Below are 25,895 nucleotides of genomic sequence, written 5' to 3' on the forward strand. Positions count from 1 at the left end.
TGACCGGCCGAGCGCCTTCGAAGACATGCGCCCGGCCCCGGCAGCGTGGGTCCGCTGTCGGGGCCGGGCGCCGGGTGCCGCCGTTACGCAGGGGTCTCGGCGGTGTGCAGGGCGCTCACCTCCGCCGCCGTCAGGGCCCGGTCGTAGGCGTGCACCTGGTCGACCGAACCGTTCCAGAAGTCGGTGTTCTGGCCGTCGTACTTGGCGCGGCCGATCGCGAGCGGGCCGGTGCTGACGTCGGCCGGGCCGGAGGGCACGGACGCGGCGAGCACGCCGTCGACGTACAGCTGGATGGTGTTGCCCGCCCCGTCGTGCACGCCGACCAGGTGGTACCAGCGGCCGGGCTGCGGGGTGATCGGCAGCCGGGCGCGGTTGCCGCCGGGCAGGCTGAAGGCGAACGCCCCCTGGCCGTACTGCAGGTAGAAGGGGTTCTCGACGCGCCGGCCGTCCTGGCTGAGGGCGGAGGCGTAGTCGCCGGGCAGGGCGTCCAGGGTCACCCAGGCCGACACCGAGTAGCTCTTGGTGGTGTCGAGCACCGGGCCGGCGGTCTGCGCGTACTGACCCCGGCCGTTGACCTTCAGGGCGCTGCCGCTGACGCCCGGCGCCCAGGAGGCGCCGTTCAGCGTGAGGTCGGCGTGGTTGGGGCCCCGGTCGGCGGCGGTGGTGCCGGTGCCCTCGTCGAGCGCCCAGGAACCGCCGCCGTGCAGCTCGGAGCGGGCGCCGGCGGCGGCACCGGCTGCGATGACCTTGAGGTTGACCGCGCGGACCTGGGCGGCGTCGACCTTGATCTGCCGACGGTCGTACGTCCAGAGGCCGTTGAGCTCGTTCTCCACGTCGGTGACCTGGGTGTAGACCGAGCCGGAGAGCTCGGCGCCGGCCGCCGCCAGGTAGAAGGTCCCGGTGTTCTGGACGTACTTCTGGGTGAGCGCCGCCTTGTCCACCACGCCGCTGTAGATCACGGTCGGGGCGCCGGGCCACATGTGGCCGGGGGAGCGGAGGGTGAAGCCGCCGTGCTCGCCGTCCATGGCGGCCCGGGTGGCGTCCGGGAAGGCCGGGTCGGTGTTGCCGTAGTCGTGGTGGTCGATGACGTCGCCCTTGCCGGAGTCACCCTTGGAGGCACAGCAGTTGACCCCGCTGTGGGCGTTGACCAGGCGGGACGGGTCGGCCGCCTTGACCGCCTCGGTGAGCTTGCCGGTCTCCGTCCGGTCCCACTCGCCCCAGCCCTCGTTGAAGACGATCCAGCCGATCACCGACGGGGAGTTGTGCAGCAGCTTCATCTCCGCCGCGCCCTCGTCCTCGAACTCCTGCCGGCCGGCGGCGGTGCTGTAGTCGCCGGAGACGAAGTCCTGCCAGACCAGCAGGCCCAGCTTGTCCGCCTGGTAGTACCAGCGCGGCGACTCGACCTTGATGTGCTTGCGGACGGCGTTGAAGCCGAGGTCCTTCTGCGTCTTCAGGTCGAAGGCGATCGCGGCGTCGCTCGGCGCCGTGTAGAGGCCGTCCGGCCAGAAGCCCTGGTCGAGCTGGGCGAGCGAGAAGATCGGCTTCCCGTTGAGGACGATCTTCCGGTACCCGCCGACGTCGGCCAGCGCGATCTTCCGCATGCCGAAGTAGCTCTTGACGGTGTCGGTCGAACCGCCGCCGGTCAGGGTGACCTTCAGGTCGTAGAGGTACGGGTCGTCGGGCGTCCACAGGCGCTGGTTGCTCACCGGCAGGTGCAGCAGGGTGTTGGCGGGACCGCTGATCGAGCCGACGGTGTTGCCCTCGGCGTCCTTGGCGACCGCCTTGACCAGCGTTCCGGCGGGCGCGCCGGGGGAGTCGACGGTCAGCGCGAGGGTGCCGGAGTCGATGTCCGGGGTGGCGGTCAGGCTCTCCACCGAGGTGGCGGCGACCGGCTCCATCCAGACGGTCTGCCAGATGCCCGAGGACTGGGTGTAGACGATGCCGCCGGGGGTGTTGGACTGCTTGCCGATCGGCTGGTCCGCCCCGGCGGTGTCGGTGACGGCGACGACGATCTCCTGCGGGCCGGTGCCCTTGACCGCGTCGGTGATGTCGGCGCTGAACCCGGTGTACCCGCCGGTGTGCTCGGCCACCTTCGTGCCGTTGACCCAGACCGTCGCCCGGTGGTCGACCGCGCCGAAGTTCAGCTTCAGCCGGTTGTCCTTGCCGATCTTCCAGCCCTTGGGCACGGTGACGGTGCGCCGGTAGAACATGTGGTCCTCGTGCCGCTCCACGCCGGACAGCAGGGACTCGACCGGGTACGGCACGATGATCCTCTCGGCGAGGTCCTTGCCGAAGACCGGCTGCTCGCCGGCGCCCGCGGCGGTGAACTGCCAGGGGCCGTTGAGGTTCAGCCAGTCGTCGCGGACCAGCTGCGGGCGCGGGTACTCGGGCAGCGGGTGCTTCGGGTCGACCTTGTCGCCGAACGGGGTGGTGAGGCGGTGGGTGGAGGCGTTGGCCGAGGTCCGGGCGATCTGCGGCACGGCCTCGCCGCCGGAGGTGAGGGTACCCGCGCCGTCGTAGCGGAAGCGGACCTGCTGGCCCTTCTGCACCGGCTCGGCGAGCCTGACGATCAGCGACCGCTCGTCGTCGGCGGCGACCGCGACGGACTTCACCGGCATCGGCGTGGTGTCCGCCTCGATCCGCAGGTGCTCGGCGAGGCCCGCCGTGCCGCCGACCTTGCCCTTGAAGGTGGCCTGCAGGCGCAGGCCGTCCCCGGCGACGTTCAGCGCGACCGGGTAGACGCTGAAGCCGTCCGGTGGGGTGAAGGCCGACTCGGGCACCAGCTGCTTCGGCAGACCCGGGCCCGACCAGCGCAGGAACATGTTGGCGCCGCCGACGTCCTGGAACATCTCCAGCCGGAAGTCGTGCCGCTCACCGGCGTCGAGGTGCAGGACGGCGCTGGTCTGCTCGCGGTCCCAGTCCGGCACCCAGTGGTCGATGACCGGCGCACCGTCGACGAACAGCCGGAAGCCGTTGTCGCCGATCGCGTAGAAGGTGTAGTCGCCGGTCGTCGGGGCCTCGATCCGGCCGGTCCACCGGGCCGTGGTGTTCTCCTGGCGTCCCGTCATCTCCTGGAAGGCGCCGGTCAGCCCGGGAAGGTCGATGCTCGGGTCGAGCGAGACGCCGCCGAGCTCCGCGAAGTCGCGGGCGCCCGGGGCCGACATCCGGTAGTACTCGCCCTTCAGTCCGTGCACCTGGGCGTCGGGGTCGCCGGCGGCGAAGGCGGTCGCCCGGTCGGCCGACTCGGCCGCGGACGCGGCGGGGACGAGGCCGGCCACGGGCAGCGAGAGCGTCGCTGCCAACAGCAGCGACCACCTCCCGCGCCACGGTCGGCGGGCTGGGTGTCGTCGTCTCATGCGGATGCTCCTCACAGGGGTGGGCCGCCACCCCGCCGGGCTGCCGTCCCGGCGGGGGGCGGGTGGAGTGATGGCGTGCGGCCGGCACCGCCCGGGCCGGGATCGGCCGGGTCGGCGCGGCGGAGATCGGACGGAACGGGCTCGGGACGGAACGGGCTCGGGACGGAACGGGCTCGGGACGGAGGCCGGTGTCGGCGTTGCCGCCGGCGCGGCCGGGCCGCCTGCCGTGACGCGACGGCCGGCCGCAGCACCCACGACCGCGAGGGGCGGCACGGCGTGCAGAGGGGATGGGTGGAGTTCCGTTCCAACGTTGGAAAATCGGGGCAGCCAGAATGACAGCACGGCCCCGGGGTCGTGTCCACCCCTTCGGAGCGATGCGTTGCGGGAAACTCCTCCGTGTGCTCACTTCATCCGATGTCGGGCAGCGTCGTGCGGAGGTGACGAAGCGTCGAGGTTCGGGAGCGTCAGTCGCGGGTGACCGACGACGGCCTCGTGCGACGGTCGGTCAGGGGGCGGCCGGGGCCGTCGGACGGCGCGTCGGGCGGGTGTCGGGCGGCGCGCAGGGGCGGGCGGCCGGGTCTGCGAGGGGCAATGGCGGTATGGCCGGAATATTCGACGGGAATGCCCTTGCCCGGCGGATCGCACCACCTGTATAACGTTGTAAACGCCGCCGTTGACATTCCCTCGCCCCTTCTTCCAGCCGTCGTGCGGCGAATCCCGCGGCCGGCCGCGGGCCTGTGCTCAGCGCGGCCGGAGCCCGTCGAAGACCACCTCGTAGATCCGCTCCCGGGCGGCCCGGTCGTCCCGCAACTGCTCCATGGTCGTGCCGGTGCCCACCAGCAGGGCGAGCAGCTCCGGCAGGCCCAGGTCGGTGCGGACGGCCCCGGCCCGCTGCGCCCCGGCCAGCAGTCCGGCCAGTCGGTCCCGGATCGCCGCGGTCGACTCCTGCAGCGAGGCGTGCACGTCCACTCCGGCCGCGGCGAGCGCCTGCGTGAACTCGTTCTTGCCCGCGGACCGGTCGACCACCAGCCGGAAGCAGTCGAAGAAGGCCCCGGCCGGATCGGCGCCCGCCGCCAGCTCGGCGGTGTCTGCCGCGATCGCCTCCAGCCGGCGCACCATCACCGCAGCGAGCAGGGCCTCCTTGGTCGGGAAGTGCCGGAACAGGGTGCCCACCCCGACCCCTGCGGCGCGGGCGATCTCCTCGGTCGGCACGTCGACGCCCCGGGTGGTGAACACCTCCGTGGCCGCGTCCAGCAGCCTCGCCCGGTTGCGGGCCGCATCGGCCCGCAGTGGCCGTTCCTGACTGCCACTCATCCCGCTCGTCTCCCTTCCGCGCACGGCGGATCCACCCCCTGGACAACCGGAGTGTCCAGTCCGTATCGTTCGAAGCGGAGTCGCCAGTCCGATTGTACCGACGCTTCCCACGGGGGTTGATCATGTCCGAAACCAGGACGCCGCGCGAGGTCTTCCACGCGCTGCTCGACGGCATCACCGCCGGACGGTTCTCCGAACTCGCCGAGCTCTACGCCGAGGACGCGGTCGTGGAGACCGTCTTCGAGCCGGTCGGACCGCGCCGGTTCGAGGGGCGGGCCGTCCTCGGGGCACGGTTCGCCGAGGTCGCCGCGCACTCGCCGCTGGAGCTGACGGCGGAGAACGTGGTCGTCCGCGAGACCGACGACCCGGAGGTGGTGGTCGCCGAGTTCGACTACCGGGTCCACCACCGCACCGCGGGGAAGGACTTCGAGGTGTCCAACATCCAGGTGCTGAGGGTCCGCGACGGCCTGATCGTCCACAGCCGGGACTTCCACGACCACCTCGCCCTCGCCGCGGCCGGCGGGCACCTGCCGCAGCTGGTGGCGGCGATGGAAGGCCGGTGGGCCCCGGAGGGCCCGGTGGCCGCCGGGTCGCACGGCCCGCGGGCGCGCGGCGCGGAACCGGGCCCGGTCAGTCCGCGGTGACGCGGACGTTGGCGAGGACGGTGGCGTCGTCGGCGGCGAGGGCGACGACGCGGCCGCTGCGGTGCCAGTAGGTGGCGGAGGCGCCGTGGCGGCGGACGCCGACCGGGGTGGGCCGACCGTCGGGGCCGGGGGGTGCGGCGGGGACGTGGAGGGTCAGGAGCGGGCTGTCGGTGGGGCGGCGGGCGGCGTGGACGGTGAGGCCGGCGCTGCCCGGGCCGGGTGCGGGAACGGTGAGCGCCCAGTCGTCGCCGTCGGTGTGCGGGGGCGCGACGGCGAGGCCGTCGACGGTCAGCGGGCCCGGGGTGGGGACACCGAACCAGCGCAGGGTGGTCCGGCCCGTCCCGGGGTCGGCGGTGGTGAGCAGCCGGCCACCGCCGGCGAGCGCGGCGAGGCCCACGAAGGCGTCGGCCGGCCGGAGTTCGTCGTCGGTGAGGGCGACCCGGGCGGTCAGCCGCCAGCCGGGCAGCTCCCAGGTCCAGCACTCGGTGAGGCCGGCGCCGAAGCGGGGCCGGGTCAGCACGACGGCCGAGCAGCGGTCCGCGGTGCGGGACGGCGGGCCGGCCGGGCGCTGGTCGCCCTGGGCGTTGCCGCCGCCGAGTTCGCGCCAGACGACGGTGGGCCGGTCCGCCGCGGTGTCGAGCACGACGAGGCCCCGGCCGTCGACGCCGATCAGCTGCCGGCCGTCGTAGCTGCCGAGCGTGGCGGTGGAGTGCAGGGTGGTCCAGGGCCGTAGCCGCCGGGTGGCGAGGTCGAGCCGGGAGACCTCGGTGACCGGGCCGTGGTCGGCGACCACCAGGGCGTTTCCGCCGTGGTCGGCGAGGACCAGGCGGTCGGCGGGGGTGTCCCAGCGCGCCTTGGTCCGCCCGTCGGGCGTGAGCAGCCGCACGCCCGCCTGGCCGCAGGCGACCAGAAGGGCGCCGGAGTCCAGGTAGGTCGCGTCGAGCACCGGGAGGGTGCCGGGGCGGTCGGCGGCGGTGAGCTCCAGTGGCCGTCCACCGGTCCGGCCGGGCCGGACGGGACGGGGCAGGTCCGCGGCGGCGAGCGGGTCGGCGCGGGCGAGCAGCCGGTCGAAGCGCGCGCGGTCGGTGCCCTGTCCGGCGGGTGCGCCGAAGCCGCCGTCGCGCACGGCGGCACGGGCGGCGGCGGTGGTCAGTTCGCGGTCCACCACCGGGTCGGCGGCCGGGAGTTCGGACAGGGCGGTGAGCAGGGCGGCCCGCCTGCCGGTACCGGCCCGCTCCTCGCCGTCGATCACGGCGCGGGCGAGCCGCACGGTCGCGCCGGGCGCGCCGAGGGCGAGCAGGTGGGCGAGTGCCCGGCCCTGGGCGGGGCCGCCGAGGGCCATCGCGTCGCGCAGGTCGGCGACCACGGAGGTGCGCAGCTCCGCCTCGGGCCAGACCGCCTCGACGGCCCCGATCCGGTCCCCGGCGCTGCGACGGTGCTCCGCCCAGGCGAGCCGCAGGCCGCGGGCCGCCGCCGGGTCGGTGGCGGTGAGCCGTTCGACGGCGAGCGCGAAGGCGCCGTGCCGGTGGGCGGCCCGGACGGCGCGGTCGCGCTCGCCGGCCCGCCACCACAGACGGACCACCAGGTCGGGGTCGAGTTCGCGGCCCTCGGCCAGTTCGGCGGCCTGGGCCGTGCGGCCGTGCCGGTCGAGCAGGGCGACCGCCTCGCCGGGACGGTGCAGCAGGTCGGCGAGGACGAACGCGGCCTCGTCGATGCGGCCTTCGCGTTCCAGGGCCTCGGCGGCCGCGCGGTAGAGGTCGGTGAGGTACTGCTGCACGTCGGGGCCGGAGAGCGCCGACGTGCCTCCCGCGACGGCGACGCCCGGGGTGGCGCGCAGTGCGCCGGTGTAGCGCGCCGGCAGGCCGAGGGTCAGCCAGTCCTGCCGGTCGCCGCCGCCGGGGGCGCCGAGCCGGATGGCGTCGCGCAGCGCGTCCTCCCAGCGGTTCTCCCGGAACGCCCGGTCGAGGCGCTGCAGGTAGCGGGCGTGGCGGCCGCGGACCAGGCCGGCGGCAGGGCTGCGCAGGGTGAGCCGGGCGAGCAGGCCGCGCAGCAGGGGGCGGCGTGGCCCGCCGCCCGCGGCGCCCCCGGCCGCCCCGCGGATGCGGGTGCCTGCGGAGCCGCCGGCCGCGCCCCCGGCCTGCTGCCGCCGGAGACGGATCGCCAGGGCGAGGAGGACCAGGAGGACGGGGCCGAACAGCGTGTACGGCGAGGTGGTGTCGCCCGAGGCGAGCCCGTTCACCGTCCGGACCAGGATCAGCACGAGGCCGGTCAGCACCACGGCGGCACCGGCGAGGTTCACGAGGAACCGCAGGACGGTCCGGGCGCCGTGCAGCACGGACCGCAGGAGGCGGCCGAGACCGCGCGGCGACAGCAGCCCGGCCGGGGCGGCACCGCGGCGCGGAGCCTTCGGCGACGGCCCGGGGCGGGCGAAGCGCGGCCCGCCGGGCGTCCGCCGCAGACGCAGCCGGGGCAGGGCGATCACCGGCAGACGGTCCAGCAACCGGGGCCGCCCGGACTCGCCGAGCAGCCGGCCGGCGGTCGCCGAGCGGGCGCCGAGCCCGGCGGCGGCGCGCAGGTCGGGGGCGGCCGGGGCCGGCACGGCGTCGACGACGGGTGCGGGGTCGGGTGGGGTGCCGACGGGGCCGAGGCGGTGGACGGTGAGGCCGCCGGGGTCGAGCCAGCCCGCCGGGTCGACGGCGGGCAGGTCGGCGGTCGGGTGCGCGGTGACGCGGCCGCCGGTGGTGAGCAGCAGGTGCCCGGCGGGAGCGCCGGTCCCGTCGGTGCCGACGGCGACCAGCGCCCCGGCGGTGCGGCGCACGGGCAGGCCGGGGGCCAGGTCCGCGCGGACGGTGACCGGTGCGGCCAGGGTGAACAGCCAGCGTCCGTCGGGCAGCCGGTGGAGTTCGGCGCCGTCCTGCCAGTGGGCGAGGACCCGGGCGGCGGCCTCGGCCGGTCCGGTGACGGGGGTGTCGAGGACGAAGCCCTCGGCCTCGACGGCGCCGCGGAAGTCCCCGGGCGCGGGCGGGCGGGTGGCGGAGGTGCGCCGGCCCGGCCGGTCGGGGGTCGGACGGGCCGTGCGGGGCGCCTCTGCGGTGCTCACTGGTCGCTCCCGATGACGTGGTGGATCCGCCCGGTGTCCGCGTCGCCGACCAGGATCCGGTCGGGTCCCTTGGGCACGGCGATCAGGGGCAGGGAGGGGTGGAGGGCGGGGCGGCCACTGCCGCCGGACAGCCGGGCGAGGGTGCGCCGACCGCTCGCACGGGCGTGGCGCAGCACGGCGTCCTTGCGGCCGACGGTGACCAGGGCGGCGCCCTCGGCGCCGTGGACCAGCCCGATCACGTCCGCCTGTTCCCGGAGGACGACGCGCTGACGGACGCCGTCGCGGTCGACGAGGTCCCAGGCGCGGCGGTCCTTGCTCCAGGCGACGGCGCCGGCGCCGTGCAGCAGATGGCGGGCGCGTGCGGCTTCGGACGGCAGCTCGCCCTCGAGCAGGCGGGTGTCACGGGCCCGGTCGTACGGCACGCCCGCGGCCTGACCGCCGACCGGCCCGTCGTCCTCGGCCTCGCCGTCCGTGCCGATCCGCCACCAGCGGCCCGCGACCGGCAGCCGCAGGAACCGGCCGTCGACCAGCAACGGCAGCACCGGCTCGGCCAGCAGCGCGTCCAGGCCGGCGCGGTCGAGCCCGAGGGCGGAGCTGTCGCGGACCACGTACTCGCCGCGCTCGCAGAACCGGCGCCCGCTCACGTACGGGACGAGCCGGCGGCCCCAGGCGCACAGCACGATCAGCCGCCGCCCGTTGCGGCCGGCGGCCACGGCGGGACCGGGCAGGTCGTGACGGCGGGCGCGGACCGCGGCGGCGTGTTGGTCGGAGCCGGGCAGGTGCACGGCGAGCAGGACGTCCGCGTCGCGGCCGCGGGCCAGCAGGGTGCGGGAGTCGGTGGTGAAGACGGGCAGGGCGCCACCCCGGACGCCGGTCGGCAGCACCGCCTGCGCCGGGGCGGCGCGACGGAACCCGGCGCCGCGCAGCGCCCGGACGGCGATGTCGGGGGCGGGCAGCGGCAGCAGCGCGGTGGTGGGGGCGGCCGCGCCGGTGGAGATGCGGACCTCGACGCCGGTGGCGCCGTTCGCGTCCCACCGCACCGGCCGGGCGGTCAGCGCCCGGGTGCCGGCCGGGAGGAGGGCGGCGAGGCGTTCCGAGGTGAGCACCCAGGCGCGGTCGCCGTCCTCCAGGAGCTCGCGGGCGTGCCGGACGTCCTCGGGGGTCGGGTCGCTCCGGCGGCGCGCCTCCAGCCAGGCCGGGAGCAGGTCCTCCAGGTCGCCGCCGAGCCAGGTGCCCGAGAGGTCGCCGAGGATGCCGACCCGCAGACCGGTGCCGCGGGCGGCGGCCCTGCGGTGCAGGACGAGCAGGGCGGCGAGCTGGACGAGGCGGGCGGCGCCGGCCTGCTCCGGGCCGGTGTCGGCCAGCACGACCGTCCGACCGGTCGGCGTGGGGGAGGTGAACTCGGGCGCGAGGTGCAGGAGTTCACCGTCGACGAGGCGGCGGAGGAACTCATCGGGGAACTCGTCGGCGAGCAGCCACTCGGAGGGCAGCAGCCGGTCCGGGTGGCCCGTGCGGGTGAGGCCGCCGTGGCCGTCCGGGGTGCCCTCGGCCCGGGCGGCCGGCTCGTGCCCGGCGACCAGGGCGTCCAGGCGGCGCAGCAACGGGCCCAGGGCGGTGGCGAGTTCGGGGGTGAGGGCGGTGAGCGAGGCCGACCAGGGGGCGAGGGCGGAGGGCAGGGCGCTGGTCATGCGGGACGCCTCCCGGTGGGCTGCTCGGCTGATCCGGGGGCGGGGGCGGGTCCAGGGGCGAGGGCGGTGTCGGGCCCCGGCTCGGTGTCGGATCCCGGCTCGGTGCCGGGCTCGGCCGGGAGGAAGCGGTCCAGCGCCGCGGGGTCCGTGGTGGGCGGCGGCGGGTCGGCGACCAGCGCGTGCCCGGGCAGCAGGACGCACACCTGGCCGCGCCGGGCGCCGAGGGCGGCCGGCCACAGGGCGGGCGCGGGCAGCGGGCGCGCCGTGGTGGGGACGAGCAGTTCGCCGTCGCGCCCGAGGTAGCGGGCACCGTCGGCCCAGGGCAGGTCGTCGGCCGCACCCAGAACGAGCAGGGCGCCCGCGTCCGCGAGCGTGCCGAGCCGCACGCCGGCGAGCAGCCGGGCCCGGGTCGCCGCGGCCAGGGCCGGTACGGCGTCACAGAGGGCGAGCACCGCGGCGGGCGGCAGGGGCGGTTCGCGCCGCTCCCAGCGCAGCGCGAAGACGGGCTCGGCGGCCGAGCCGGGCCTCGGAGGCGCCCCGGGCGTGACCGCACCGCCGGGGCCGGGCAGTCGGGCGGGCACGGACGGCCGGGCGGTGGTCACGTCGGGGAGACCGCCGCGACCAGGTCCGCCCGCACGCCCGCGAGCACGGCAGGCAGGTCGTCCGGATCGAAGCCCGCGTCGATCTCGCGCAGCGCGCCCTCCAGCCGCAGCCGCGAGTCCGCTCCGCCCGGGAGCGCGCCGTGCTCGGCGAGCAGCACCGCGGCGGAGCGCGCGAGCCGCTCGGCCCGGGCGTCGGCACTGCGCGACATCTCCTCGGCGGCGTGCACCAGGCTGTGGTTGGCGGACTTCTCGATCAGGTCGGCGAGGGTGTCACGGGCGAGCGCCTGGGCGTCCGCGGTGGGGGCGATGAGCGGCAGCACCCACAGGTCGCGGGTGGTGGCGCGGTCCCGGCCGTCGAGGACGGCGGCGGCAGCCACCAGCCGCTGGGAGCGCACGGCCCGGCGGTCGCTGACGGGGACTCCGGCGGCGCGCAGCCGCCGCAGGGCGGTGGCGACCGCCGGGGTGACCTCGGTGAGGTCGCATGTCCCGGCCGCGGCGGCGAGCCGGTCGAGGGCACCGAGCAGGTCGGTGGGCCGGCCGGGTGCGCCGTGCGCCGCCGCACCGTCGGCCGGCGGCAGCAGAGCCGGGGCCGGACGGCGTCCGGCCTCCAGGAGCTCCTCCAGCCGGGCGTCGGCGACCGGCTCGACGAACAGCCGGGCGAGGAACCGGTCGGCGAAGGCGGCGAGGCCGGGGTCCTCGGGCAGGTGGTTGGCCGCGCCGACGCAGACCCTCAGCGGGCTGGCCAGCACCGTGCCGCCGCGGCGGAAGACCCGCTCGTTGAGCAGCCCGAGGAGGGTGTTGAGGACGGCGGTGGAGCCGAGGAACACCTCGTCCAGGAAGGCGATGTCGGCCTCGGGCAGCATGCCCCGGGTCTCGAACTCGACGCGGCCCTCGCGCAGCCGCCGCAGGTCGACCGGCCCGAACAGCTCGTTGGGCTCGGTGAACCGGCCGAGCAGGTACTCGAAGTAGCGCCCGCCGAGCTGCCCGGCGACCCGCCGCACGGCCTCGGACTTCGCCGTGCCGGGCGCACCGACGACCAGCAGGTGCTCACCGGCGACCGCGCACAGCGCCACGACCTCGGCGACGACCTCGCGGTCGACCATGCCCCGGCCCGCGGCGGCGACGGCGGCCGCCACGAGGTCCGCGTCGGCCGTGCCCGCGCCACCGTGCACAGACGCACCGCCCCCGCCGGGCACCGGGGACGGCGCGGTCGCCGCGGCCGACGGGATCGGCGGGATCGCCGGGGACGCGGAGGGCTGCGGGGCCACGGGGTTCGGCGGGGCCTCGGCGGGTATGTCGGTCATGATCACGGGAGTCTACGGTCCGCCGTCACAGCCTCACCAACGGGTTTCCGTCCGGCCCCGACGGGCTCCGGAGAGCCGACGTCGTGTCACACCCGCCGCCCGGGCCTGTCCCGGCGGCCGACCGGACCGGGACCCGTCAGCCCGGCCCGGTCCGCGGCAGCGTGCCCGAGCGCGCGCGGTGCGGCCCACCTGCTTCGCGCCGTCGGGAGCCGGTGGGCCGGATCCTCGAAGCGCGGCCGAACACCGGCCGGTGTCGACGGCTCGGCGCGGGCCTCCCGGCCTGCGGCCCGGACGGGCGCTGCGCGAACTCGGGGTCGGGCGAGGGCGCTTCGTGGCGGACGTGGCGGGGTCGGCCGGGCCGGTGGTCGCGGCGATCCTCGGGACGGACCCGCCGCCGGCACCCGCCGGACGGGCGGAGCCTGCCGCTGCCGCCCCGCCCGCGCATCCGAGGACCGGGCGTCGCCCCCGGGCGAGGACGTGGCGACTGCCCGGGGCGAGCAGGCCGGACACCGGCTACGAGGGGGTGCCGGGCACGCTCTCCCGGCGGACCAGCCGGGCCGAACGGACGTACCCGTGACGCCGTAGACCGGCCGCCAGGACCTGCGCAGCCGCCGTCAGCCGGGCCTCCTGCCGCGGTCACGGCCACCGGCAGGGCGCGGGCCGCGGTGAGGTGCGGCGCGAGCGCGGGCCACCACGGGGGCGTGGCCCGGGTCCTCGGGATCGACCGCGTGCACGGCCAGCTCCAGCAGGTCGACGAACACCCCGTGTACCGCTTGGGCCGCCTCCGGCTCGTGCGCGAGCGCCGCGCGCACGGCCTCCCTCACCAGCGGATCCACCGTCAGCAGGGACGTCCCGTGGACGAGGCCGATGTCCCGCAACGCGGTCACCGTCCGCTCCAGGACCTCCTCGGTGATCCGCACCCCGCGGGGGTCCTGGAGGCCGACCACTGCCGCCGCCCTCAGCAGGGCGGTCGGAACGGGCTCCGCCGCGAAGAGGGCGAGCAGGGCGAGCACCGGCCGGGCGTGCGGGACACCGTGGCCGGCGAGCAGGTCCAGGCTCAGCCCGTACAACACCGCCACGGCCTGCTGCGGGGTGCGGGGGCGGGGGCGGCCGGCATGCCGCCCCGCACCCCGTCCAGGGCGTCCGCGAGCCAGGCGATGCCGTCCGCGGGGGAGGACCCGTCCGCCGCCGCCCGGGCGTGCACGTGCCGCCCGGCGAGCTGCAGTGCCAACGGCAGGCGACCCAGCCGGGCCGCCAGGGCCGCCAGTTCGGCGTGCTGCTGCTCGACTCCGGCGCCGGTGTGGGCGTGCAGCAGCTCGACCGCGGTCTCGCGGTCCCACGGTTCGGCCCGGGTCAGGGAGACCCACGGCCCCTAGGCTGAGCGGGCGGTGATCCGGGAGGTGACCACGATCTCGCCCACGGAGGGCCAGGGGCCGCGGGGCATCCGCTGCCGGAGGAGGCCGTCGGGCGCCTGGAGTCGCCGCAGGAGGTCCGGGTCGTCCAGCCCGTCCAGGATCAGCAGCCACTGCGACGTCCGGGCGTGGAGCCCGTGGAGCACCAGGTCCTCCGGCGTGCCGGTGCCCGCACCGGGAGACGGCGCCCCGCCGCGCGGGTGGAGGCGCTCCAGCACCTTCAGCAGCCCGGCCTCCAGCGAGCCTTCGTCGCGGGCGGACACCCACGAGATGTCCCGGTAGCTACCCAGCTACGGATCCCAGTTGTGGCCGCCGGTGTAGCTCTCGCCGAGAGCGCGGAGCGTCTTGCCCGATCCTCCCGGCCCGACGAAGGCGCGGACCGGGACCCGTCGCAGGGGCATGCCCGGCCGTGCAGCCCCAACGGCCCGTGGAGCGGCCGCGGCGCCTCGTCGTCCGCACACCCCTGACCGGACGGTCGGACAGGGCCGGGCCGCCGTACAGCCGATCGGGATACAGATGGGTCGGCAGACGGTGCAGGTCCTCCTGCAACGGGCCGAGCGCGCCGACGGGTCGGGGTTCCAAGAGCTCCTCCTCCGGGGAACGGCCGAGCTTCGGGTGTCGAGTCAGTCGGCCGCCGCGCCGGGAAGCCCGACGCGGACCAACTGCCCCACGTGGTCCGAGAGGTGGGCCGCCGGCCCGGACCGCAGCGGCACCGGCTCCGTCAGGAAGACGTCCGCGCCGGTGACGGGGTGGCACTGCGGATCGCCGTGGACCAGGACGTAGTCGACCCGGTGCGCCCGTGCCCCGTCCGGCAGCAGCGCGGCCTGGAAGGTCGGCAGGTCGGCCGCCGCGAACGGATCCCGCCAGGTGCCGCCGTCCACTGCCGCCCGGTAGAGGCCGCTGCTGCTCGGGACGTTGAAGTCGCCCACCAGGAACGACAGCCGGGTGTCGGGGCGGCGGGCCCTTCGCACGGCTTCGTGCGCCGCCTCCAGCTGCGCCAGCTGCAGGGCCTCGTACCGGTTGCCCGGCGACCAGTCCCCGTCGTGGTTCGCCGTCAGATGGGCGTTGCCCACGACCGTCCGGCCGCCGGTGAGTTCGTAGGTCAGCACGCCCTGCAGGCCCGCGCTCGCCGCCGCGCCGGCACGGAAGAGCACGCCCCCGCGCCGCGCCCGGGTACGGCGGAACGACCGGTAGACGGCCGACCGCAGCGGCATCCGGGAGAAGGCGACCAGGCCACCCGCCGGCTGGCCCAGCAGACCCGTCCCGCGGGCGAGGTGGGGGAAGGAGGGCAGCCGGGCACGGAGGAGGGCGAGCAGGCCGGGCGTCCAGACCTCCTGAAGGTTCACCACGTCCACGTCCGTGCGCTCGATGAGCGCGCAGATCCCGGCCGCCCGCTCCTTCGAGGGAGACAGCGTGTTCCTGACCCCGCAACAGACGTTCAGCGACGCCACCGTCAGCGTCTTTGCCCCGTCCCCCACGACCCCACCCGATTCCCTCTCCCGTTCAACCGTACATCGCAGGGGGGATCTTGCGGCAAGGCCCCTTCTGTCGGCGAACATGGCCAGCCGTGCGACGGGACACGGCAGAAGAATCGGGAGCGAACATGCGGGTGCTGCTGTCAACGATCGGCTCGCGGGGAGAGGTCCAGCCGGTGATCGCCCTGGCCCTGCGGCTGCAGGAACTGGGACAGGAAACCGTGGTCGTCGCACCGCCCGATTTCCGTCCGTGGGCGGAGTCACTGGGGATCGCCTACCTGCCGGTCGGCCCGGAACTGCACGGCACGGCGAAGCAGCCGGCAGGGACGGTGCCCACACCCGAACAGCGACGACGGATGATCGAGGGCACGGTCGCGGAGCAGTTCGCGGCGGTGGGTTCGGCCGCCGAGGGATGCGACGTGATCGTGGCAGGCGGTGCGCTGGCCGTCGCGGCCCGCTCGGTGGCCGAACAGCGCGGTGCCGGCTACGTGTACGCCGCGTTCGCGCCCATGACACTGCCGTCCCCGCACCACGCGCCGCCCGTCTTCGGACTGCTGGGGGACGAGCCCGCGGACGGCACGATCGACAACCCGACCCTGTGGGCCCGGGACGCACAGCGCTGGAACGCCCTGTGGGGCGCCGCGCTCGACGCGCAGCGCGCCGCCGTCGGCCTCGCCCCGGCCGGCGACGTCAGGCGCCACATCTTCACCGACACGCCCTGGCTCGCCGCCGATCCCCTCCTGGCGCCGTGGCCCGGGTCGTCGGAGCTCGACGTCCTGCAGACCGGGGCGTGGACGCTGACGGACCACCGCCCGCTCCCGCCCGAGCTGGAGGACTTCCTCGACGCCGACGAGCCGCCGATCGTCTTCGGATTCGGCAGCGTGCGAGCTCCCGAGGGCCTCGCCCGGACGATGGTCGCAGCCGCCCGCGCACTCGGTCGCCGCGCCGTCCTCGCCCGCGGCTGGGCCGACCTCTCCGTCGACGAGGCCGCGCCCGACCGCCTGGTGATCGGAGAGGTGAACCAGCAGGCACTGTTCCCGCGCGTCGCCGCGGTCGTGCACCACGGCGGGGCCGGCACCACCACCGCGGCCGCCCGCGCCGGGACGCCCCAGGTGGTCGTTCCGCAGATGTTCGACCAGTTCTACTTCGCCGACCGCGTCGACCGGCTCGGGATCGGCAGCGCCCACCCGGGCAGCAACCCGACGGTCGACTCCCTCACCACGGCGCTGCGCCATGCCCTCGCCCCCCGGACGGCCCGGACCGCCCGCACCCTGGCGGGCCGGATCCGCACCGACGGCGCACTGACCGCAGCGCGCCTACTGGTCACCGAGCAGGGCCCAGCCCCCGGGTGACGAGGGGGGCCCTGCACTTTGGATACCGTCCCGCGTGTGACGGTTTCATGGGACGACGACCCGGGGCCGGCGGCGAGCCGGCTGGACACCCTGCTCCGAACGGCGACGCCCGTCGAGTTGATGCGGATCGAAGCGGACTACCGCCGCCGACGCGGGACTCTCGGCTCCACCGGCATCCTGATGGGATCCCAGGCGCCGGGCGACGGGCGGACCGATCCGCACGCCCTTGCCGTGGCGGCCCTGATGTCGTTCGACCGCTCCGGGTACCTCAGGCAGACCGGGGTCGAGCTGCTCGGAGCGTCCGCCGACCCCTTCGCGCTGCCCTTCCTCCTGCTGCGGCTCAACGATCCCGTCGAACCGGTCAGGGACCTCGCGCAGCGCGCGGTCACCGCACGGCTGACCGGCGCCGAGCACGTCGGGATCCTCGTCCGGCTGCTGCCCCTGCTGGACGGAATACGCAGGCGCAGCAGGGCACGCCCCATGCTGGCCGGGGTGGAGGACCTGCTCCGCCGTTCGGGGGCGGAGGAGCTGCGGCAGGGCGCGCGCTCCGGCGATCCCGTGGCGCGGGCGTGCTGTCTGCGGTGGCTCGCGCGGATCGATCCGATCGGGGCCGTCGAGGCCGCCTTCGCCACGAAGGACCCCGGCCTGTGGCAGTGGGCTGCCCGGCTCGTCACCTCGTCGAAGCTGGCACCGGCCGAGCAGGACGCCGTTCTCCCGCTCCTGGACACCTGCGCGAGCCCCCGGATCCGACTGCGTGCCCTGCGGGTCCGGGCCCGCGGGCCGCACGGTGAGGGACGCCTGCATGAGGCCATGCTCGATCCGGACGCCCGGGTCCGCTACCACGCCCGTGCCACCCTGTACGCACGCGGATACACGGACCTGGCCCCGCAGGTGTACCGCGACGCCCTCGCGCCCGGGGACGTGCCGGACGCCACCGCCGTCGGAGCGCTGGGAGGGCTGGCCGACCTCGGAGGCACCCGCGACGTGCCACGCGTGCTGGACTTCACCACCCACCCGAGGACACGGGTGCGTGCCGAAGCATGGCGCACCCTGAGCATCCTGGCCCCCCGGGAGGTGGAACGCAGGGCTGCCCAGCTGGCCGGCGACCCGAGCGCCAGAGTCCGGCGCTACCTCCCCGGACGTCCCGCCGCGTAGCCGTCGGCGGAGCGCCCCGCCCCCGGGCGGAATCGCCGGACGGGCTCAGCCGAGGACGAGTTCGTGCTCGACGGACGACTCGTCGCCCGGGACGGGGACGGAGCGGCCGCTGCGCGTGAAGCCGATCTTCCGGTAGAAGGCCTCGGCCCGCTGGTTGTCCTGGTGGACGTAGAGCCGGACGCGGGAGACCTTCACCGCGTCGAGCCGGTGGGCGAAGTCGATCGCCGCATCGAACAGCGCCCGGGCCAGTCCGGTGCCGCGCTGCTCCGGGCGGACGAACACACCCACCAGATGGGCCTGGTCGACGTCGACCGGCGCGCCGAGGACGTCCTCGCCGCCGGCCGGCTCGATCAGGACCGTCACCGATCCGTCGAAGCCGCCGTCCGTCCGCGCGGCGACGAACTGCTGCACGATCATGCCGCCGCGGGAGCCGGCCGCGCGCTCCTGCCAGAACTCGTCCGGCTTGGTGACGGCGTTGTCGTACGTCTCCAGGAAGGCGATCCCCGCGACGGGATCCCGCAGCGCATCCAGGCGCAGTTCCTTGACGCGCTGCCAGTCCTCGACGGTAACCGCTCGTATGACGTGGTTCATGCGCCGATCCTGATCGGGTACGGACAGCGGGGCAAGCGGATTTCGGGCTGCCGCACACCGCCGGCTCCGCGCGTCATCGGCCGGACCGCTCGTGGTCCTCGGCGGTTCGGCCGCACTCCGGCCACCGGGCGGGTGAAGCCGACGGTGCGTCGCATCAGGGCTGCACGATCCGCGTGGCGCGCCACCCTAGCGTCGAGGCCGTCCAGCGTGGCCGGGCCGACGGACCGCCCGGTCACGCGTTCCCGCATCCCCGACCGGAAGGCCGACCCGCATGCGCATCCGCCTGTCGTGCTCCAGAACCGGACTGGCCGTCATGGCCGTGCTGCCGCTCCTGGCCGCCACCGCGGCGGGCACGCCCGCGCGGGCGGACACCCCGGCACCGCACGGACGCGCGGCCGTCCCCGGCACGGCACCGAACTGGACCCGTTCCGCCGCCGACCAGGGCAGGGAACGCGCCGACGCGCCCGTCACCGTACGGGTCTACCTCGCCGGCCGCGACCAGGAGGGCCTCGACGCCTTCGCCCGCCAGGTCTCCGACCCCGCCTCCGACGAGTACGGGCACTTCCTGACGCCGCAGCAGCTGGCCGAGCGGTTCGGCAGCAGCGACGCGCAGAGCGACAAGGTCGGCCGCTGGCTGCACTCCTCCGGTCTGCGCGTCACCTCGACCAACCGGCACTACCTCACCGCCGAGGGCGACGCCGCCGACGCCGAGCGGGCCTTCGGCACCGAACTGCACACCTACCGCAAGGGCACCCGCAGCTACCGGGCACCGGCCGGCGACGTCACCGTGCCCGCCGACCTCACCGACGACGTGCTCAGCGTCACCGGGCTCAACACCGCCCCCAGCAAGGTCCGGCCCGGCCGGCCCGAGCCCCAGGACACCCTGCCCGGCCCCGGCAGCGCCTTCGTCAACTCCGGCCCGTTCTCCGCCTCCTTCGGTGCGAACTCGGCCACCGGCACGCCCGCGGCCTACGGAGCCGTCCGGCCCTACGTGATCCAGGGCCTCAACGGCACCCAGCTGCGCAGCGCGTACGGCGCGGCCGCCACCGGCCTCACCGGCCGCGGCGTCACCGTCGCCGTCGTCGACGCCTACGACTCCCCGACCATCGGCGACGACGTCACCCGCTACGCCGCCGAGCACGGCGACGCCCCCTACACCAAGGACCAACTGCTGCGCTACGACCCGGCGGGGTGGACGCACACCGCCCCGCCGGAGGCCGACCCGGACGGCTGCGACGCGGCCGGCTGGTACGGCGAGCAGACCCTCGACATCGAGGCCGTGCACGCCGTCGCCCCCGACGCGGACATCTCCTACGTCGGCGCCTCCTCCTGCTACGACCAGGACCTCGTCGACGCCCTGGACCGCGTCGTCGACCAGCACCTCGGCGACATCGTCTCCAACTCCTGGGGCGAGCCCGAGAACGCCGGCGACCCCGCCTTCGACCGGGTGTACCAGCACCTGTTCAAGCGCGGCGCCGCCACCGGCATCGGCTTCTACTTCTCCAGCGGCGACTCCGGCGACGAACTCGCCGACACCGGCACCAAGCAGACCGACATGCCGGCCTCGCTGCCCTGGGTCACCGCCGTCGGCGGCACCTCGCTCGCCCTGGACGCCTCCGACGCGTACCGCTTCGAGACCGGCTGGGGCACGCTGAAGTCCGTCCTCTCCGCGGACGGCACCAGCTGGACGAACCTCCCCGGCACCTTCAACGGCGGCGCGGGCGGCGGTACCAGCGCCCGCTTCGCGCAGCCCCGCTACCAGCGCGGCGTCGTCCCGCAGTCGCTGTCCGGCGCCAACGGCGGCCGCAACCGGGTCGTCCCCGACATCGCCGCCGTCGCCGACCCCAACACCGGCTTCCTGGTCGGCCAGACCCAGACCTTCCCGGACGGCAGCGCCCGCTACAGCGAGTACCGGATCGGCGGCACCAGCCTCGCCTGCCCGGTCGTCGCCGCCCTCCAGGCACTCGCCCAGCAGGCCCAGGGCTCCCCGATCGGCTTCGCCAACCCCTCGATCTACGCCCGCTACGGCAGCGCCGCCTACCACGACGTGGTCGACCACCCCTTCGGCCCCGGCACCGAACTCGCCCAGGTCCGCGTCGACTTCAACAACAGCGTCGACGCGAGCGAGGGCACCACCACCTCGCTGCGCACCATGGGCCACGACACCTCGCTGGTCGCCGACCGCGGCTACGACGCCGTCACCGGCGTCGGCAGCCCGACCGCCGACTACCTGACCTCCTACGACTGCCCGCCCGACCGGCGTCCCGGCCGGCACAACACCGACTGACCGGCCGTGCTGCGTACCCCCACGGGTCGCCGACCCGTGGGGGTACGGCCGTCGGCGCGGCCGGGGCCTCGCGGCCCCAGCAGCCCGCCCACCCACCAGCCGTGCGGCCGGCCGTCGTCGGCGATGCCGCAACTGCCCGGCGTCCCCTCGACGGTGAAGCCGCGCCGCTCGGCGACGGCCCGCGAACCGTCGGGAGCCCGTCCCGGATCGGCCGTGCCGGCGTGGGCAGCCGGTGGAATCCGGACGGTGAGCGGGACCGGTGCCGCGACAACGCCCCGTGACCGTCCGGACCGTGTGGCCTCGCGCCCGGGATCGGCCCCGGCCGCAGGAGCGGAGCCAGTGGTGGACAGCACGGACGGCGCGACCCAGGATGGAGGTACCGGTCCGGCTCACGTCCGCCGCCGGGTCTCGCAGGCCGTCCTGCCGAGCGGCCGCGGGCGGTCCGAACGCGCGGGCCCGCGCGAACCGCAAGAAGTCTGCGTCGGCCAGATGCTTGCACGCACAGGTACGGAGATCCGGCCGGCGCCCTTCCCCCGAACCTTCAGGGAGCGGTCATGTCGGTCCTCATTCCGACGAAAGACGTGATGAAGCCACAGCACCTGTTCGTCCCCCACCGGGCCCCCGACGGATCCGACGCTCTGCAGATCGTCCACACCGGCACGATCGCCCTCGACGCGAGCAGCCAGGCGCCGCGCAATGACGTTGTGGTGGCCTTCGTGCCCTACGGTGACTCGGGGCAAGGGGGGATTCCGACCGCCGGGACGATCCAGGACTTCAACGGCGTCCGGGCAACACCGGTGGTGACGGCCTCACTCGCAGGACTGAGAGTCATCGGCCAGGACGGTGTGATCGCCTTCATCGACTCCTCGGCGCCGCAACTCCGTACGCAGTCCAACCTGATGGGTGCTGGTGGCCCACCGTTGTGTCTGTTGCTGGAACTCCGCATCGGGATCGCGAAGGCCAGCATCTTCAGGATCGCCTACCAGGTGACCATCACGGTCGAGCGCGATCCGTCGAACGAGCACAGTCCCGACATCCTCCGGAACATTCCGAATCTCATTCCCGTCGGAAGTCCGGGGGGTTCCATGGTGGACGCCACTCACGCCGACCCGGTGCTGTGAACCGGTCGGCCGGGAGGCCCGGTGGCCGGCCCTGGAACAGGGCGGTGGGCCCTGGAGCAGAACGGTGACGAACGGCTGGAACGGATCGCCCGGCCGGCCGACCGGAGAAGACACCGGAGCACCACCCGGGTACGGGAGATGCCCGGCCTCGCCGGCCTACCGCAGGGCGGCGGCGACCAGCCCTTCGAGTTCCTCGGGCCGCACCTCGCCGCCGCTCACCAGCCGGTCGAAGACGAGGCCGTCGACGCAGGTCAGCAGGGTGTGGGTGCGGCCCTCGACGTCCTCGACGCCGTGGCCGGCGAGGAACAGCCGGACGGCTTCGCGGCCGGCGTTCTCGCGGGGGACGAGGATCTCCCGCAGCTCGGGGTCGCGCACGCTCTCGACGGCGCAGGCGTGGCGGGCGAGCGAGCGGCGGCGGCCTTGGCCGGTGAGGCGTTGCCGGGTGAGCAGCACCAGACCGGCGACCAGTTCCTCCGCGGTGCGGATCGGCGGGAACTGCTCGGCCGCCGCATGCAGTTCCGTCTGGTCGAGGTGGACGAGGCGGGTGACCAGTGCGGTGAGCAGCGCGGCCCGGGTGCGGTAGTAGGCCGAGGTGGTGCCGGTCGGCAGGTCCGCCCGCCGGTCGACCGCGCGGTGGGTGAGCCCGCGCATCCCCTCGTCGGCGAGGACGTCGAGGGCCGCGTCCGCGAGCAGGGTGCGCCGATCCATAGCCATGGGTCCTTTCTACACCTGTAGCGGTTCGGGTAGGGTCGGCCTTCTACAGATGTAGAAGATCGGGGGTTCGGCATGGGCGGCACGGCAGTGGTCGTCGGCGGTGGCATCGGCGGACTGGCCGCCGCGATCGGCCTGCACCGCATCGGCTGGGAGGTGACGGTCGTCGAGCGCGCACCCGTGCTCGGCGACGCGGGGGCCGCCATCTCCCTGGCCGCCAACGGCCTGCGCGCGCTGGACGCTCTCGGCGTGGGCGGACCGGTCCGGCAGGCCGCGCGCGGCCAGTACGCCGGCGGCACCCGCACCCCCGAGGGGCGGTGGCTCGCGCGGATGGACGGCGCGGCGCTGGAACGGGCGGTGGGTGCGCCGATCATGGGCATCCCGCGGGCCGTCCTGCACCGGCTGCTCCGGGAGGCGCTGCCCGCCGGGTCGCTGCTGATCGGCCGGGAGGCCGGCCCGGTCCGGCAGATCGCGCCCGGGACGGTCCGCGTCGACCTCGGAGACACCGTCCTCGACGCCGACCTGGTGGTGGCGGCCGACGGCATCGGCAGCACCGTCCGTGGCGGGCTCTTCCCGGCCCACCCCGGTCCGGAGCACAGTGGGTCGACGGTGCTCCGGGCCCTCACCGAGCGGCCGGTCGACCTGGACACCGACTTCGAGCTGACCTGGGGCCGGGGCGCCGAGTTCGGCCACATCGCCCTGCTGGACGGACGGGCCGAATGGCACGCCGTCCTCACCCTGCCCGCCGGGACGCGGTTCGCCGACCCGCTCGGTGAAGTACGCCGACGGTTCGGCGGCTGGCACGAGCCGATCCCCGCCCTGCTCGACGCGACCCGGCCCGACGCCGTCCTGCACCACGACGTCCACGAGCTCCGCACACCGCTCCCCGGCCACACGGCCGGCCGGATCGCCCTGCTCGGCGACGCGGCGCACGCCATGACCCCGAACCTCGGGCAGGGCGCCTGCCAGGCCCTGGAGGACGCCGTCACCCTGGCCGCCGCCCTCGGCGCCGCACCCGACGTCGAGACCGCGCTCGCCCGCTACGACGCCGAGCGCAGACCGCGCAGCCAGGCGGTCGCGCGGGCCGCCCGGCATGCCGGACGGATGGGCCACCAGCTCTCCCGACCGCTCGCCGTCGCCCTGCGCAACACGGCGATGCGGCTGACGCCCTCCGGCGCGGCGGTGCGGATGATCCTCCGCCACCACGACTGGAGTCCGCCACGGTTGAGCTGACCCGGTCGCCGAGGGCAGATCGCGGCGGCCGGCGGTCAGCGATCCGCGATCAGCCGCGGGAGCAGGGCCGTGAGCTGCTCCCGCTCCGACTCGTCGGGCGGCCCCGCGCGCCTGGCGCCTGTGCGTCCGGCCCTTGCCCGCCCGGCCCTGGCACGTCCGATGCCGTCCGCCGATCCTCCCGGCTGTCGACCTGGTCGGAGTGTGCCGCACCGTGCTGACACCCGGCGCGTCCGGGCCGCGCAGCGGCCCCTGCCGGTGCAGGCCGGGCGCGGCGGGCGCGGCGGGCATGGCGGGCCGGAATGCGGGCAGGCGTGCGGCGTCCGACCGGCGAGAGCGACTCCGGAGGTGGCCGTGAACACCGTGATGGTCCTGCTGCTGGCCCCGCTCGTCCTGGCGGCCGTGCTGACGGCCACCGCTCCCGGACGACAGGCCCGCCACCGCGGCGAGCGGCCCGCCGTGCGGCACCGCCACGACGGGGCCGCCCGGCACGCCAGGCCGCGCTGAGCCGCCCTGCCGGAGGCCGGCGGTTCAGCCCTCGGGCGTCCGGAACGCGACCAGGCGGGCGAGGCCCGCGTCGAGGTCCTTCCAGGAGCCGGTGAACTCGAGGACGGCGACGGCGCTGTTGGGGAACCCGGACGCGTCCATCCGGTCCAGGAGGTCGCCGTCGGACTCGCCGGTGAGCGCGTCCGCCAGCTCGTGGACACCGGGGTTGTGACCGAGCACGAGCAGCCCGGACACCTCGTCGGGGGTCTCGCCGGCCAGGGCGAGGAGATCGGCGACGTCCGCCTCGTAGACGCGGTCCTCGAACACGGTCGGCGGCGGGGCGGGGAGCTCGGGGACGATCAACTCCCAGGTCTCCCCGGCCCGCCGGGCGGTCGACACGAGTGCGAGCCCGGGTGCGATCCCGGCCACGGCGAGCCACCTGCCCGTCCCGGGTGCCTCCAGGCGGCCGGCCGCGGACAGCGGCCGCTCGTGGTCGTCCGGGCCGTTCGGCTCGGCCTTGGCGTGCCGGGTCAGCACGAGCCTGCGCGGTGCGTCGGTGCCCACGGTGGTGTCCTCCTCCACGACGAAGCGGTCGACCCGACACTAATGACGCTCCGTCATGGACCCGTCATGACACCGGCTCCCTCACCCGAAAGGGGCCGACCCACGACGCCGACCGCCGTACGGCCGGCCCGACCGCGTCAGCGAGGCGACCACCGCGGCGACGACCGAGGTCGCCACGAGGCTCCCCACCATGACCGTCCCCACCCCGACCAGGAAGAGACCGCTCGCATCGTCGGACCAGTCCACGAAGGCCGCGGCGGTCAGCCCGGCCGTCGTGCCGACCACGGCACCCGCCACCCGGCGGCGCGCCGCTGCCCAGCCCACCGGCACCAGCAGGGTCACGGCCAGCCCGATCACCTGCCAGGCCTCGTACGGGCCGGAGACCGAACCGTCGGGGTGCACGTCGTGGTGCTGGTCCCAGCCCAGCCAGACGGCCCAGGCCGCAACCGCGGAGATCAGGAGGAGGAGAGGGGGAACGAGTCCCGGCATCGGTCGGCGCATGGTCCGAGCCTGCCGTGCCGCGCCGGCCCGCGGCTGAGCACGCGTACTCATCTTCGCCGGGCAGGCGCGGAGCAGCCGGCCCCTCGGCGGCCGGTCGGTTGACCTGGAGCGCACTCCAGCACCTAGCGTCGCAGCATGGGAGCTTCGACGAACGGGGTGGTCCGGTGAAGGTGCTGCTGCCCGGCGGGCCGACCGCCACGGGAATGCTGCCCCCGGACGCGACCGCCGGGAACCGGGAATTCCTGGACCCGTCCGTGATGGGGCCGCCCGTCGTCTGGCTCGCCTCCGACGCCGCCGCCGACGTCCACGACGAGCGCATCGTCGCCGCCGAATTCGACCAGTGGCTGCGGGCCAGGCCCGCCGGGCGGTGAGCGGCGGCCCGCCGCCTCCCGCCCGGCGCGGCCTGGTGCGGTCCTCCAACCCGCAGCCCCGGCTGCGCGGATGAGAATCCCGGGGACCCGGGCGCCGGGCCCGGTCCATCGGGTTCGAACCGTCCGGTGCGGGCAGGATCACCGGAGAGCAGGGAGGTGGCGCGATGCTCCCGCACGACGGACGCAGGACCCCCGAACGGCCCGACGCGAGCCCGCTCGGTGTCCGGACACTCGCCGACGGCGCGCTGTCGCTGCAACTGGCGGCCGGCGGCCCGGTGACCCTGCTGCTGATGGCCGGCACCCTCGACGACCGCTGCGCCGTCGACCTGCCGGAGGCGCTGCTGTCGGCCGCACGTGCCTGCCCGGACGGTCTGGCCCTCGACCTGCGAGCCGTCGTGGCCTGCGACGAGGCCGGTGTCGCCGCCCTCGCACGGGCCTGCGAGTACGCCCGGAAGGCCGGCCACACGGTCGGCCTCGCCGCGTCCACCCCCGGACTCGACCGGCTGATGGTCCTCACCGACACCCTGCAGCTGGTCGCCGGCCACCTCGACATCGGCCCGGACGCCGTACGGGCGCCCGTCTGAGCGCGCCCGCACCGGTCCGGCCCGCCCGAGGACACCCGGGCGGGCCC

22 protein-coding genes are annotated in these 25,895 nt (G+C 75.7%); 9 read left to right on the plus strand and 13 right to left on the minus strand.

The annotated features are described in order from the left end of the window. Positions 1-83 precede the first annotated feature (83 nt). Both AB0442_RS12825 and AB0442_RS12830 read right to left on the minus strand, forming a co-directional pair. Entirely contained in the window at positions 84-3,356 is a 3,273-nt protein-coding gene (locus AB0442_RS12825) for a LamG-like jellyroll fold domain-containing protein (protein WP_366162549.1), read from the minus strand. A gap of 741 nt (positions 3,357-4,097) precedes the next feature. Further along, positions 4,098-4,670, minus strand: a complete 573-nt coding sequence (locus AB0442_RS12830; RefSeq protein WP_366162550.1) for a helix-turn-helix domain-containing protein — start codon at positions 4,668-4,670, stop codon at positions 4,098-4,100. A gap of 122 nt (positions 4,671-4,792) precedes the next feature. Here AB0442_RS12830 and AB0442_RS12835 point away from each other — a divergent pair, with 122 nt between their 5' ends. Further along, on the plus strand, positions 4,793-5,314 hold the full coding sequence (locus AB0442_RS12835; protein WP_366162552.1) for a nuclear transport factor 2 family protein: 522 nt from the start codon (positions 4,793-4,795) through the stop codon (positions 5,312-5,314). Here AB0442_RS12835 and AB0442_RS12840 read toward each other — a convergent pair. The 7 genes from AB0442_RS12840 to AB0442_RS12870 all read right to left on the minus strand — a co-directional run bounded on the left by AB0442_RS12840 (position 5,301) and on the right by AB0442_RS12870 (position 14,898). Continuing rightward, complete coding sequence (locus AB0442_RS12840; RefSeq protein WP_366162554.1) at positions 5,301-8,414, minus strand: bpX6 domain-containing protein; 3,114 nt, start codon at positions 8,412-8,414, stop codon at positions 5,301-5,303. The two genes, AB0442_RS12835 and AB0442_RS12840, sit on opposite strands and share 14 nt — an antisense overlap. Further along, complete coding sequence (locus AB0442_RS12845; RefSeq protein WP_366162555.1) at positions 8,411-10,102, minus strand: hypothetical protein; 1,692 nt, start codon at positions 10,100-10,102, stop codon at positions 8,411-8,413. Before AB0442_RS12845 ends, AB0442_RS12840 begins: the two co-directional genes overlap by 4 nt. Further along, complete coding sequence (locus tag AB0442_RS12850) at positions 10,099-10,704, minus strand: hypothetical protein (protein WP_366162556.1); 606 nt, start codon at positions 10,702-10,704, stop codon at positions 10,099-10,101. Before AB0442_RS12850 ends, AB0442_RS12845 begins: the two co-directional genes overlap by 4 nt. After that, positions 10,701-12,008, minus strand: coding sequence for an AAA family ATPase (locus AB0442_RS12855; RefSeq protein ID WP_366162558.1), 1,308 nt, complete (start codon positions 12,006-12,008; stop codon positions 10,701-10,703). The genes AB0442_RS12850 and AB0442_RS12855 overlap by 4 nt, the downstream gene beginning before the upstream one ends. A gap of 614 nt (positions 12,009-12,622) precedes the next feature. Further along, positions 12,623-13,087 (minus strand): hypothetical protein, encoded by a 465-nt coding sequence (locus tag AB0442_RS12860; RefSeq protein WP_366162559.1) that lies wholly within the window; start codon positions 13,085-13,087, stop codon positions 12,623-12,625. Between the two features lie 293 nt (positions 13,088-13,380). After that, positions 13,381-13,683, minus strand: a complete 303-nt coding sequence (locus AB0442_RS12865) for a hypothetical protein (RefSeq protein ID WP_366162560.1) — start codon at positions 13,681-13,683, stop codon at positions 13,381-13,383. Between the two features lie 360 nt (positions 13,684-14,043). Further along, positions 14,044-14,898: an endonuclease/exonuclease/phosphatase family protein gene (locus tag AB0442_RS12870; protein ID WP_366162561.1), complete on the minus strand. Its 855-nt coding sequence runs from the start codon at positions 14,896-14,898 to the stop codon at positions 14,044-14,046. Between the two features lie 125 nt (positions 14,899-15,023). Here AB0442_RS12870 and AB0442_RS12875 point away from each other — a divergent pair, with 125 nt between their 5' ends. Both AB0442_RS12875 and AB0442_RS12880 read left to right on the plus strand, forming a co-directional pair. Beyond that, positions 15,024-16,247 (plus strand): glycosyltransferase, encoded by a 1,224-nt coding sequence (locus tag AB0442_RS12875; protein ID WP_366162562.1) that lies wholly within the window; start codon positions 15,024-15,026, stop codon positions 16,245-16,247. 36 nt (positions 16,248-16,283) lie between these two features. After that, the gene (locus tag AB0442_RS12880) at positions 16,284-17,402 is read left to right on the plus strand and encodes a hypothetical protein (RefSeq protein WP_366162564.1); all 1,119 of its coding nucleotides are present in this window, start codon (positions 16,284-16,286) and stop codon (positions 17,400-17,402) included. A gap of 45 nt (positions 17,403-17,447) precedes the next feature. Here AB0442_RS12880 and AB0442_RS12885 read toward each other — a convergent pair whose 3' ends face one another. After that, entirely contained in the window at positions 17,448-17,993 is a 546-nt protein-coding gene (locus AB0442_RS12885) for a GNAT family N-acetyltransferase (protein WP_366162565.1), read from the minus strand. 271 nt (positions 17,994-18,264) lie between these two features. Between AB0442_RS12885 and AB0442_RS12890 the strand changes: the two genes are divergently transcribed. Together AB0442_RS12890 and AB0442_RS12895 are read left to right on the plus strand one after the other, a co-directional pair. Then, positions 18,265-20,280, plus strand: coding sequence for a S53 family peptidase (locus tag AB0442_RS12890; RefSeq protein ID WP_366162566.1), 2,016 nt, complete (start codon positions 18,265-18,267; stop codon positions 20,278-20,280). Between the two features lie 554 nt (positions 20,281-20,834). After that, positions 20,835-21,401, plus strand: a complete 567-nt coding sequence (locus AB0442_RS12895) for a hypothetical protein (RefSeq protein WP_366162568.1) — start codon at positions 20,835-20,837, stop codon at positions 21,399-21,401. 156 nt (positions 21,402-21,557) lie between these two features. On the opposite strand, the gene AB0442_RS12900 is transcribed toward AB0442_RS12895, so the two are convergent. Continuing rightward, positions 21,558-22,115 carry a TetR family transcriptional regulator C-terminal domain-containing protein gene (locus tag AB0442_RS12900; protein ID WP_366162569.1) on the minus strand — a complete coding sequence of 186 codons (558 nt, stop codon included), beginning with the start codon at positions 22,113-22,115 and terminating at the stop codon, positions 21,558-21,560. A gap of 72 nt (positions 22,116-22,187) precedes the next feature. Between AB0442_RS12900 and AB0442_RS12905 the strand changes: the two genes are divergently transcribed. Then, entirely contained in the window at positions 22,188-23,345 is a 1,158-nt protein-coding gene (locus AB0442_RS12905) for an FAD-dependent monooxygenase (protein WP_366162570.1), read from the plus strand. Between the two features lie 351 nt (positions 23,346-23,696). Beyond that, positions 23,697-23,849, plus strand: coding sequence for a hypothetical protein (locus tag AB0442_RS12910; protein ID WP_366162572.1), 153 nt, complete (start codon positions 23,697-23,699; stop codon positions 23,847-23,849). Positions 23,850-23,873: 24 nt separating this feature from the next. Here AB0442_RS12910 and AB0442_RS12915 read toward each other — a convergent pair whose 3' ends face one another. Next, positions 23,874-24,392: a histidine phosphatase family protein gene (locus AB0442_RS12915; protein ID WP_366162574.1), complete on the minus strand. Its 519-nt coding sequence runs from the start codon at positions 24,390-24,392 to the stop codon at positions 23,874-23,876. An 81-nt stretch (positions 24,393-24,473) separates the two neighbouring features. Then, a complete protein-coding gene (locus tag AB0442_RS12920) occupies positions 24,474-24,893 on the minus strand; it encodes a hypothetical protein (protein ID WP_366162576.1) in 420 nt (139 codons plus the stop codon). A gap of 164 nt (positions 24,894-25,057) precedes the next feature. Between AB0442_RS12920 and AB0442_RS12925 the strand changes: the two genes are divergently transcribed. Beyond that, entirely contained in the window at positions 25,058-25,264 is a 207-nt protein-coding gene (locus AB0442_RS12925) for a hypothetical protein (protein WP_366162577.1), read from the plus strand. A gap of 164 nt (positions 25,265-25,428) precedes the next feature. Further along, positions 25,429-25,848 carry an STAS domain-containing protein gene (locus AB0442_RS12930; protein ID WP_366162579.1) on the plus strand — a complete coding sequence of 140 codons (420 nt, stop codon included), beginning with the start codon at positions 25,429-25,431 and terminating at the stop codon, positions 25,846-25,848. The last annotated feature ends 47 nt before the right edge of the window (positions 25,849-25,895 follow it).

The organism is Kitasatospora sp. NPDC085895 (assembly GCF_040702125.1).
Taxonomy (GTDB): Bacteria; Actinomycetota; Actinomycetes; order Streptomycetales; family Streptomycetaceae; genus Kitasatospora; species Kitasatospora arboriphila.

Coding starts and splice junctions, on each gene's coding strand:
- AB0442_RS12875 (WP_366162562.1), top strand. CDS start 15,024: ATGCGGGTGCTGCTGTCAACGATCGGCTCGCGGGGAGAGGTCCAGCCG.
- AB0442_RS12900 (WP_366162569.1), bottom strand. CDS start 22,115: ATGGCTATGGATCGGCGCACCCTGCTCGCGGACGCGGCCCTCGACGTC.
- AB0442_RS12895 (WP_366162568.1), top strand. CDS start 20,835: ATGTCGGTCCTCATTCCGACGAAAGACGTGATGAAGCCACAGCACCTG.
- AB0442_RS12920 (WP_366162576.1), bottom strand. CDS start 24,893: ATGCGCCGACCGATGCCGGGACTCGTTCCCCCTCTCCTCCTCCTGATC.
- AB0442_RS12890 (WP_366162566.1), top strand. CDS start 18,265: ATGCGCATCCGCCTGTCGTGCTCCAGAACCGGACTGGCCGTCATGGCC.
- AB0442_RS12835 (WP_366162552.1), top strand. CDS start 4,793: ATGTCCGAAACCAGGACGCCGCGCGAGGTCTTCCACGCGCTGCTCGAC.
- AB0442_RS12830 (WP_366162550.1), bottom strand. CDS start 4,670: ATGAGTGGCAGTCAGGAACGGCCACTGCGGGCCGATGCGGCCCGCAAC.
- AB0442_RS12825 (WP_366162549.1), bottom strand. CDS start 3,356: ATGAGACGACGACACCCAGCCCGCCGACCGTGGCGCGGGAGGTGGTCG.
- AB0442_RS12930 (WP_366162579.1), top strand. CDS start 25,429: ATGCTCCCGCACGACGGACGCAGGACCCCCGAACGGCCCGACGCGAGC.
- AB0442_RS12885 (WP_366162565.1), bottom strand. CDS start 17,993: ATGAACCACGTCATACGAGCGGTTACCGTCGAGGACTGGCAGCGCGTC.
- AB0442_RS12845 (WP_366162555.1), bottom strand. CDS start 10,102: ATGACCAGCGCCCTGCCCTCCGCCCTCGCCCCCTGGTCGGCCTCGCTC.
- AB0442_RS12905 (WP_366162570.1), top strand. CDS start 22,188: ATGGGCGGCACGGCAGTGGTCGTCGGCGGTGGCATCGGCGGACTGGCC.
- AB0442_RS12855 (WP_366162558.1), bottom strand. CDS start 12,008: ATGACCGACATACCCGCCGAGGCCCCGCCGAACCCCGTGGCCCCGCAG.